Raw genomic sequence first — 9,207 nt, forward strand, 5'->3', positions numbered from 1 at the left:
AAAGGCGTTACCGTAAAGTAACACCTTTTATATATTAACAATTGTTAATCATTATCTTTTATGACTTGGATCAGAAGACACAGATATTTTCTTTCTTCCTTTAGCTCTTCTACGAGCTAATACTTTTCTACCATTGGCAGAGGCCATTCTTTCTCTAAAGCCATGTTTGTTTTTTCTCTTTCTTTTTGACGGCTGAAATGTTCTTTTACTCATTACTTATATCTTTAAAAATCTTCTTTATTATCTATCCAATTTGTTTTATCCCTATGTCTAAAACTGGGGGCAAATATACGAAGCCTTTTTTATTTCACAAACCTTATTTTAAAAATATTTTTTCAATAAAAATTTAGTTTCTTTGCAGTATCAAAATAACTCTTTTAAAATGAACCTTTTTGTAGTTAAATTATCGCTTTGTTTTCTCTTGTTTTCCAAAATTACGTTTGGTCAAGAAACGTTGGAATACAAACTTAACATAGGTGATAACCTGATAATTACACAAGTTGCAACACAAGAAATTGTACAAAACATGAACGGCTCTAAGCACGAAATGTTGAACAATTTAGAATGCGATTTCAATTTGATTGTCACTGCAAAAACAGATAGTTCTTATGTCATTAATTTTAGTTTTAAACGACTAAAAATTAAAACTATGTCCAATATTTATGGTGAATTGATGAATGTGGACACCAGCACGGAGCTAAAAGAAGGCAATTTTGAAGCTAAAATGTTCGCTGGTTTGACTAATTCTGTTTTAAAAATGGAAATGCTGAAAACAGGGAAAATAGTTAAAATTACTGGTACGGAAGCCATGATAAAGAAAATGGTTAACAAGACTGGAATTGAAGATGAATTCACAAAAGAGCTTATGTTTGAAGCTATCAAAAAAGAGTATGGTAACGAAAGTCTTTCTAGAAGCTTTGAGCAAATGACCTATTGTTATCCAGAAAAAAAAGTTTCGGTTGGTGATCAATGGACAAATAATTTTTCTGGAAATCTTATAGCCAAAAACACATGGACCCTAAAAGAAATAAACAAAAGCATTATATTAAGTGGTAAAAGTAATATAAGTATGAATTCCCAAGAAGAATCGTATGTTATGAAATTAAAAGGCACCCAAGAAACCGAAATTATAGCAAATAAGAAATCCGGTTTTCCAGAACTTATAACTGTTACCTCCAATACCCAAGGCACATCCATTACAGATCAAATGGGCAAACTGGAAATACCAACAACAATTAAATCGAAAACAATTTATAAAACTAAAAAATATGTACAATAAAGTATTTAAATTAATTATTGCAGGATTAATAATTGCCTATGCTATTTACCAATTTACCGAAGGCTTTATAGGTAATGGCATTATGTATCTTCTGTTATCTACAATTTTTATTTTCCTGTATTTTAAAAACGAGATCATTCTATTGGCTTTTTTACGCTTGCGAAAACAAGACTTTCCTGGAGCACAAAAATGGTTGAATAAAATAAAAAATCCAGAAACTGCTTTAGTAAAAAAACAACAAGGTTATTTTAATTATCTTAATGGAATCATGGTTTCCCAAGAGAACATGAACGAAGCTGAGCGCTACTTTAAGAAAGCTGTAGCTCTAGGTTTGTCCATGGATCATGATTTGGCCATGGCGAAATTAAATTTAGCAGGAATTGCTTTTAGTAAAAGACGAAAAGCTGAAGCTCAAATACTTTTAAGTGAAGCTCAAAAACTAGACAAAAGAAACATGCTTACCGAGCAGATTAAAATGATGAAGGATAATATGAAAAAAGCTCAAATGCCCAATCAGCATTTTGGAGGCCATAAACAACAACGCGCTGGGAAACGCAGGTAACAATTATTGAGTGATGTAAATTAACAACTACTTATAAAAAACAAAAAAGCTTAACTCTTTTTAATGGAGTTAAGCTTTTTTGTTTTTCCTGATTACCTATCTATGATTTTGTATTGTAATATCCTTCCTTAGGGATTTCTATAAGATATTCTTTTTTGGTTTTATTATTTAAATGAGGTTCTCTCAACCATGGATTATGGATTTTTAAAATTTTATAGTTTATTCCATAATTTTTTGCAAAAGCAGCAAAGTCTGTAATCGGTGTATCAACTTTAACGGTATAGGTTGGAATTTCTGTGTATAAATCTTTTACCCTAAAGTTAAAACCATATTTATCCGGATTCGATAAAATTTCTTTTAAAGCTACAATTCTAAATAAATATCTTCCAGTTTCCTCTCCCAATAGCAAATCGTAATAATCTGTAACACCTTGTTCTGTTAAACGTTTGGAAACCCCAAAATTACCAGCATTATAGGCTGCTGCCGCTAAAGTCCAAGAACCTAGCTGTTCCTTAGACTTTTTTAAATATTGGCAAGCAACTTCTGTAGATTTTGCTAGATGATAACGTTCATCAATATTTTCGTTAATTTCCATGCCATACTCTTTCCCTGTAGCAGGCATAATTTGCCAAACTCCACGTGCTCCAGCGGGAGAAACTACATTCATTAAACCACTTTCTATAACAGCTAGATATTTAAAATCTTCCGGAATGCCATGTTTTTTCAAAATAGGCTCTATAACCGGAAAATATTTATGAGCTCGCTTAAACATCAATAACCCATTAGATTGCCAATAGGTATTTACCAATAGCTCTCTATCCATACGTTCATATACATCTGGATCGTCTAAAGGAATTTCCTCTCCAGCAAAATTCAAATGATCTGGAATTTGAATTGCATAAACATTGTAATCGTTTATCAATTTCTTTTCAAAATTTTCGTCTGTTGGTGCATCTTGCATCGCATATGCGAAAATCATCATTAAACTGGCCAACCCAATAAAAGCCAATGTGTTTTTAACCCATTTCATCTTAAGTAGTTTTTATAAATTTACTAATTATACAGCAATTTCTAAGCCAATTTTTCATCTAAAATCAACTTTGGCAAATTTTTGTTAAACCATTTGTATCTGTTAATAATCATAACGTGAGTTCCTCCTTTTATTGTAATACAGTCCACCATATATTTATGTGGAAATACAGGATCTTTTTCGCCATGAATATGTATAGTACCTGGAATAGGTGCTTCCTGATCCCAGCAAACAACCTGCTTCAAGGCCCAACTTAAGTAGTAATTATTCGGCACGGAGAGATACTTCTTATATAATTCCACACGTTTTTTTATGGTTTTACCAAAGGAATACTTTACTAAAGTATCCATATTATTCACCAAGTTTGTAGGCATTAACTTATAAGCCTTTGTAATTCTTGCCCATTTCATTCGTTTTGGCAGCTCATATTTTGTCTTTACGCTAGAAATAATAATCAACTTTTTAACCGTTAAAAACCTACTCATTTCTTGCACAATAATACCTCCAAAAGACACTCCAATTAATACCACATTATCATGTTTAATTAGTGTGCTCATTCGCCTTGCGTAGTCACTAATAAGTTCATTATCAATAGGTAGCAACCACTCTATCATGTGTGTTTTAAATTGAGCTTCTGGCAATTTAATATGTTCAAAAATTAAAGAACTTGCTGCCATGCCAGGAACGAAATAAACATGTATGATATCTTGAGTCATAAGCTTTTAAGTAGGGAAATAATAAATTAAACCAATAATTTTTCGTAAATTTGCACCACAAAACTATTGAAAAATAGCACTTACTCCTAAAATTCCTATTAAATAAATACATTCTTACTATGATTGAAGCATCTGAACTTGTGGACAATGACTTTTTACGTCAATATGAGCTAAAAATTGATGAACATTTAGCAAAAATTGAATATTCATTACAAGAACGCAAAATATTTTTAACTAAGCTCATCATTCCAGAGGAGATCAATTCTGAAGATTTTCAAAATGATTTTTTAGCAACTGTTTTTAAGGATATTGAAGAACGCAATTTAAGCGTGGTACCTACAAGTCCGGAGATTGCAAAATTTGTTCGTAAAAACAGAAAATACAAGCGAATGCTGCCTGTAGGAGTTAGAATATAACACAAGTCAAAGCATAAAATAAAAAAATCCGAAACCTTTAAGTTTCGGATTTTTTTTGGGTTTTAAATAACCATTTCATTTATAAACTCCAATCGCATCAAGCCATCGTGGTCTATTTCTGTTAGCTTTACCTCTTGTAAGGTATTTACGAGATCGGGATTCCAAGGCACTTTTACCTTCACATAGTTTTCAGTAAATCCTTGGATATAACCTTCTTTATTTTCGTTTTCAAATAACACTTCACGCTTAGATCCTATCTGACCTTCATAAAAAGCACGACGTTTTTTAACAGATAAACCTCTCAACATTTTACTTCTTTTAGCTCTTACTCTTTTAGAAATAACACCATCCATAGATGCTGCTACCGTATTGTCTCTTTCAGAATAGGTAAACACATGCAAATACGAGATATCCAGTTCATTTAAAAAATTATAAGTTTCCAAAAACAGTTCGTCTGTCTCTCCTGGAAAACCAACAATCACATCAACTCCAATACAAGCATCAGGCATAGTTTCCTTAATCCTTGCTACACGATCGACATAGAGCTCCTTCATGTATCTACGGCGCATAAGCTTTAAAATAGTATTGCTCCCACTTTGTAAAGGAATATGAAAATGAGGCACAAAAGTTTTGCTTTTAGAAACAAAGTCTATGGTTTCGTTTTTTAGCAAATTTGGTTCTATGGATGAGATTCGAAGTCTTTCAATGCCCTCAACTTCATCCAAACCTTTTACTAAATCCAAAAAGGTGTGTTCGTGTTTTTTATTTCCAAATTCACCTTTCCCATAATCACCAATATTTACACCAGTAAGAACTATTTCCTTGATATTCTTTTTAGAAATCTCTCTGGCATTATGCAGCACACCTTCCAAAGTGTCGCTCCTAGAAATACCTCTTGCCAACGGAATGGTACAATAGGTACATTTATAATCGCAACCATCCTGCACTTTAAGGAAGGCTCGGGTTCTGTCGCCAAAGGAATAGCTTCCTACGTAAAAATCGGCTTCATCTATTTCGCAGGAATGCACTTCTCCAAAGTCGTTTTTAGTTAAATCGTTGAGATAATCTGTTATCTTAAATTTTTCGGTGGCACCCAAAACCAAGTCTACACCATCAACATCTGCTAGTTCTTGTGGTTTTAATTGGGCGTAACAACCTATAGCAGCCACAAACGCATTGGGATTGCTTTTTTGGGCCTGCTTTACTATAGTTTTAAAACGTTTATCTGCGTTTTCTGTTACAGAACATGTATTTATGACATATATATCTGCTGGATCGTTAAAATCGACACGATCAAAGCCTTCATCTTTAAAGCTTCTAGCAATGGTTGATGTCTCCGAAAAATTAAGCTTACAGCCTAGTGTATAAAATGCTACTTTTTTTCTCATAAACAATTTGTATTTCCTTGAATTGGAAACGGTTTGAAATTTGGACAGCTCTTGAAATAAAATAATTTAAAGCTGCTATGTTTTTGAAATAACTAAACATCCATCCCTCTTCAGAAAGATAGAATTTACAAAATTAATGAAAAAGAGCGCTTTAAATAAATAAAGCGCTCTTTTTATTACTCTAAACTAAAAACATCCTTTAGTTTCTAATTATTTTTTTAGTCATACTACCAAGATCCGTAGATACCTTTAACAAATAAACCCCAGACTCTAAATTAGATAAATCTAGAGTTTTTACACTATCCGTTTTTAAAACTTGCTTTCCTATAATATTATATAATTCTACACTTTTAATAATAACAGAATTAGAAACCTCTAAATTTACAAAATCGTTTGTAGGATTTGGGTAAACAGATATACTATTGTCCAAGGAATAATCTTTAATGCTTAACGAACAAGTTCCTTCAAAGGTATAGTTTCCATCAAGAAGAGGGCTACTAGTTGATAATGTCCAAACTCCCGTATTATCACTTTTTACGGCATATGGCAGGCCAGCTACAAGAGCTCCACCAGTAACGCCAGTATCTCCATTAACTGCATTACCCATACTAAACCCAACCCAAAAAGTCGCATCCGTAGCTCCTAATAAATTGTCTAAAACTACGGGTGTGCTAAAAGTAAAAGTAACCGTATAAATAGCGAAAGAGCCAATAGGATCATTTGTTACCACTGTTGGCGAAATAGTTTCCGATACTATTAGTGTACTTGGAATATTTACAGCATTTCCATAAACATTAACCGTTCCTGTCGAGCTAAGTGCTGCACCATTTGCAGTAGCCATTTTAACAGTAACTGTCGTTAAATCAAACTGTGTATTAGCATCTACAACCAAATCAAATGCCACAATTGGATTTCCTCTCTGAGGGTTAGTGTATATAATGCTAGTTACAGGTGCAGGATTATTTTGCGAACATGGAGTCTGCGCATTCATTTGCAAAAAACATACTGCAAAAAATAAAGAAAGAATGTAGTTTTTTTTCATAATTTTAAGGTTTGTTAGATTAATATTAATTAAATATAAACTTTTAATTTCATAAATGAAATATCCCCTCATTTTTTTCTTGCTTTTCTTATTTTTTTTTAGTTGTAATAGCAAGAAAAAAAGTTTATTAAATGTCTTTCGCTATAACGAACATAAAAATATAGGCTCCTTAGATCCAGCGTTTGCCAAAGACAATGCAGATATTTGGGCAGTAAACCAACTGTTTAATGGGTTAGTTCAAATGGACGAGGAACTTCATGTGCAACCCAGCATAGCTAAAAATTGGCAAATTTCTGAAGATGCACTTACATATTCCTTTACCTTGAGAGCAGATGTTTATTTCCACAAACATCCATTATTCGGAAAAGATTCTACAAGAATGGTAAGAGCTACAGATTTCGAATACAGTTTTAATCGATTATTAGATAAACAGGTAGCTTCTCCTGGGAGTTGGGTTTTGAATAAAGTGGCTAATTTTCAAGCTATAAATGACACCATCTTCCAAATAAAATTAAAACAAGCATTTCCAGCCTTCCTAGGGCTTTTAACCATGAAGTATTGTTCTGTGGTGCCAAAAGAAATTGTGGAGCATTACCATACCGATTTTCGCTCAAATCCTATTGGTACGGGTCCTTTCAAATTTAAACGTTGGGAAGAAAACATCAAGTTGGTTTTTAGAAAAAATTACTATTATTTCGAAACTGATAATAAAGGAGATAAATTACCTTATTTAGAAGCTGTTGCCATCACTTTTTTACCCGACAAACAAAGTGAGTTTCTACAATTTTCTCAGGGAAACTTGGATTATGTGTCCGGCTTGGACGCTTCTTATAAAGATGAAATCCTGACTGCCAAAGGAGAACTAAGAGAGCAGTATGCGAAGGATGTTAATATGATTAGAGGTCCTTATTTAAATACGGAATATTTAGCATTTTATATGGATTCTAACATGCCAGAAATTAAGTCTTCACTTTTAAGACAAGCAGTAAATTTGGGCTTCGATAGACATAAAATGATGATCTATTTACGAAATGGCATTGGTATTCCCGCTAATGGAGGTTTTATCCCTAAAGGCTTACCTGGTTATAATGAAGCGATAGGTTTTACATACCAACCCGAAAAAGCCAAACAATTAATTGAGCAGTTTAAAAAAGAAACTGGCATTCAAAATCCAGAGATTACCATAACTACTACCAGTAATTATCTGAGTTTTTGTGAATTTATTCAACGTGAATTACAAAAAATAGGTCTTAAAGTACTGGTAGATGTTATGCCAGCCGCAACTTTAAAAGATGCCAAAGCAAATGGAAAATTAGATATATTTAGAGCTAGTTGGGTAGCCGATTATCCCGATGCAGAAAATTATTTGTCCTTATATTATTCCAAAAACTTTGCGCCAAACGGACCAAATTACACACATTTTAAAAATGAGCAATTCGATTTATGGTACGAGCAAGCTTTTAAGGAAACAAACACCTTAGAAAGAGAAAAATTATATTCAAAAATGGATAGTTTGGTTATGGAGCAAACTCCAATAGTTCCTCTTTTTTATGATGAAGTTGTACGTTTTACAAGAAAGAATGTGGAAGGACTAGGTATTAATCCTATAAATTTATTGGAGTTGAAGTATGTAAAGAAAAATTAATTTAAATCTCTCTTACTTCTACACCTTCTTTTTCAAAAAGAATACCCATAGTCATAAAATATATCGAACTACCATAAGCCAACATAATCAAAAAATCTTGACAAGGCATTCCATATTTAAAAGTTTTTATGGCCATAATACTTTCACTTATAAGAAATAGAAAAACACCAAAAAACACGTAGTTATAACTTTTTAAAGAAAAAACTCCCTTCCTTAAAAAAGCAAATTGAAATATTACTAATGTAAAAAAGAAACTAATTATTGCTGCTAAAAAGAAGACATTAAGATCTTCATAAACATACCCAACTAAAAGAAAAATATAGGCAAAAAGAAGCATAGAGAATGGAATTAACCGAACCACATTAAAATCTTCTTTATGAAGGAATTTGATACTAAAAAACATCTTCCCAAGAGTAAAAAAAACCAAACTTGCACTCAAAAGCACTGGATTGAGATGATTAATAATAAAAATATCGCCAAGCAAAAAGCAGCTTAATGCCAAAAACACCCATAATTGGTCCCTTTTGTTGTTAGCTTCCTTTTGTTGATAATAAAAGAATAACAGAAGTATAATTAATAAGGGTTTAGTGAAATACCTAAACCTCATTGGACAATATAATTTTACCGTAATGTCTACAGCTAACACTAAAAAAAATATAAGTGTAAACTGTTTTACATTTTTAAATTTAAGGTTAGGCATATAAAAGTTATGAAAATTTAATTGTCGGTAAAAGTAATCAAATCTTCGATAAAATGCGCTTTATTCTTTATGTTGTCATTTACTAAATTCTGAAGAAGTTTAAAAAAGCACATTTAGTAAATAACTTATAGTTGCAAAACGAAATTTTTAAATATTGTTTAATTACTTCATTTTGAAACTGCTAACCATTTTATGAAACGTTGTTTGTACTTTTAGTCTCTTCTAAATTTTTTTGTATCTTCAAAAACATGCTCTAAAATCGCAGCATCCTCATCGGTAAACTCAACACCCCTTCTAGACATAACTACTTGGGCAACTTCAAACGCTTTTTTTGTTAGATAGGTTGTAAACCCAGAGCTTCCTCCCCAAGAAAAACTTGGCACAAAATTTCTTGGAAAACCACTTCCAAAAATATTGGCATTTACGCCT

General features: G+C 32.2%; 10 protein-coding genes and 1 pseudogene. 4 read left to right on the forward strand and 7 right to left on the reverse strand.

Features of this window, described 5'->3' with window-relative positions; all coding sequences use genetic code 11:
* Nucleotides 1-51 precede the first annotated feature (51 nt).
* Nucleotides 52-213: a 50S ribosomal protein L34 gene (rpmH, locus tag VKY47_RS10630; protein ID WP_324312679.1), complete on the reverse strand. Its 162-nt coding sequence runs from the start codon at nucleotides 211-213 to the stop codon at nucleotides 52-54.
* A gap of 169 nt (nucleotides 214-382) precedes the next feature.
* On the opposite strand from rpmH, the gene VKY47_RS10635 reads away from it, so the two are divergent.
* Nucleotides 383-1,279: a DUF6263 family protein gene (locus tag VKY47_RS10635; protein WP_324312680.1), complete on the forward strand. Its 897-nt coding sequence runs from the start codon at nucleotides 383-385 to the stop codon at nucleotides 1,277-1,279.
* Nucleotides 1,269-1,841, forward strand: coding sequence for a tetratricopeptide repeat protein (locus tag VKY47_RS10640; protein WP_324312682.1), 573 nt, complete (start codon nucleotides 1,269-1,271; stop codon nucleotides 1,839-1,841). The genes VKY47_RS10635 and VKY47_RS10640 overlap by 11 nt, the downstream gene beginning before the upstream one ends.
* A 100-nt stretch (nucleotides 1,842-1,941) precedes the next feature.
* On the opposite strand, the gene VKY47_RS10645 is transcribed toward VKY47_RS10640, so the two are convergent.
* Nucleotides 1,942-2,871 carry a lytic transglycosylase domain-containing protein gene (locus VKY47_RS10645; protein ID WP_324312683.1) on the reverse strand — a complete coding sequence of 310 codons (930 nt, stop codon included), beginning with the start codon at nucleotides 2,869-2,871 and terminating at the stop codon, nucleotides 1,942-1,944.
* Nucleotides 2,872-2,912: 41 nt separating this feature from the next.
* Nucleotides 2,913-3,587 carry an alpha/beta fold hydrolase gene (locus VKY47_RS10650; RefSeq protein ID WP_324312685.1) on the reverse strand — a complete coding sequence of 225 codons (675 nt, stop codon included), beginning with the start codon at nucleotides 3,585-3,587 and terminating at the stop codon, nucleotides 2,913-2,915.
* A 119-nt stretch (nucleotides 3,588-3,706) separates the two neighbouring features.
* Between VKY47_RS10650 and VKY47_RS10655 the strand changes: the two genes are divergently transcribed.
* Nucleotides 3,707-4,003, forward strand: a complete 297-nt coding sequence (locus tag VKY47_RS10655) for an N-acetyltransferase (protein WP_324312686.1) — start codon at nucleotides 3,707-3,709, stop codon at nucleotides 4,001-4,003.
* A 62-nt stretch (nucleotides 4,004-4,065) separates the two neighbouring features.
* Here VKY47_RS10655 and mtaB read toward each other — a convergent pair whose 3' ends face one another.
* Both mtaB and VKY47_RS10665 read right to left on the reverse strand, forming a co-directional pair.
* Complete coding sequence (gene mtaB / locus VKY47_RS10660) at nucleotides 4,066-5,391, reverse strand: tRNA (N(6)-L-threonylcarbamoyladenosine(37)-C(2))-methylthiotransferase MtaB (protein ID WP_324312687.1); 1,326 nt, start codon at nucleotides 5,389-5,391, stop codon at nucleotides 4,066-4,068.
* 199 nt (nucleotides 5,392-5,590) lie between these two features.
* Nucleotides 5,591-6,433 (reverse strand): T9SS type A sorting domain-containing protein, encoded by an 843-nt coding sequence (locus tag VKY47_RS10665; protein ID WP_324312689.1) that lies wholly within the window; start codon nucleotides 6,431-6,433, stop codon nucleotides 5,591-5,593.
* A gap of 55 nt (nucleotides 6,434-6,488) precedes the next feature.
* Between VKY47_RS10665 and VKY47_RS10670 the strand changes: the two genes are divergently transcribed.
* Complete coding sequence (locus tag VKY47_RS10670; RefSeq protein WP_324312690.1) at nucleotides 6,489-8,078, forward strand: ABC transporter substrate-binding protein; 1,590 nt, start codon at nucleotides 6,489-6,491, stop codon at nucleotides 8,076-8,078.
* 1 nt (nucleotide 8,079) lies between these two features.
* Here VKY47_RS10670 and VKY47_RS10675 read toward each other — a convergent pair whose 3' ends face one another.
* Together VKY47_RS10675 and VKY47_RS10680 are read right to left on the reverse strand one after the other, a co-directional pair.
* On the reverse strand, nucleotides 8,080-8,778 hold the full coding sequence (locus tag VKY47_RS10675; protein ID WP_324312692.1) for a lysoplasmalogenase family protein: 699 nt from the start codon (nucleotides 8,776-8,778) through the stop codon (nucleotides 8,080-8,082).
* A gap of 212 nt (nucleotides 8,779-8,990) precedes the next feature.
* Nucleotides 8,991-9,207, reverse strand: a pseudogene (locus tag VKY47_RS10680) (glucose-1-phosphate thymidylyltransferase); the annotation flags it as partial.

This window comes from Xanthomarina sp., from assembly GCF_035306705.1.
GTDB lineage: Bacteria > Bacteroidota > Bacteroidia > Flavobacteriales > Flavobacteriaceae > Xanthomarina.

What these genes read in the sequence shown, in the direction of transcription:
- VKY47_RS10645 (WP_324312683.1), bottom strand. Translation starts at nt 2,871, where the DNA reads ATGAAATGGGTTAAAAACACATTGGCTTTTATTGGGTTGGCCAGTTTA.
- VKY47_RS10655 (WP_324312686.1), top strand. Translation starts at nt 3,707, where the DNA reads ATGATTGAAGCATCTGAACTTGTGGACAATGACTTTTTACGTCAATAT.
- rpmH (WP_324312679.1), bottom strand. Translation starts at nt 213, where the DNA reads ATGAGTAAAAGAACATTTCAGCCGTCAAAAAGAAAGAGAAAAAACAAA.
- VKY47_RS10635 (WP_324312680.1), top strand. Translation starts at nt 383, where the DNA reads ATGAACCTTTTTGTAGTTAAATTATCGCTTTGTTTTCTCTTGTTTTCC.
- VKY47_RS10665 (WP_324312689.1), bottom strand. Translation starts at nt 6,433, where the DNA reads ATGAAAAAAAACTACATTCTTTCTTTATTTTTTGCAGTATGTTTTTTG.
- VKY47_RS10675 (WP_324312692.1), bottom strand. Translation starts at nt 8,778, where the DNA reads ATGCCTAACCTTAAATTTAAAAATGTAAAACAGTTTACACTTATATTT.
- VKY47_RS10640 (WP_324312682.1), top strand. Translation starts at nt 1,269, where the DNA reads ATGTACAATAAAGTATTTAAATTAATTATTGCAGGATTAATAATTGCC.
- mtaB (WP_324312687.1), bottom strand. Translation starts at nt 5,391, where the DNA reads ATGAGAAAAAAAGTAGCATTTTATACACTAGGCTGTAAGCTTAATTTT.
- VKY47_RS10670 (WP_324312690.1), top strand. Translation starts at nt 6,489, where the DNA reads ATGAAATATCCCCTCATTTTTTTCTTGCTTTTCTTATTTTTTTTTAGT.
- VKY47_RS10650 (WP_324312685.1), bottom strand. Translation starts at nt 3,587, where the DNA reads ATGACTCAAGATATCATACATGTTTATTTCGTTCCTGGCATGGCAGCA.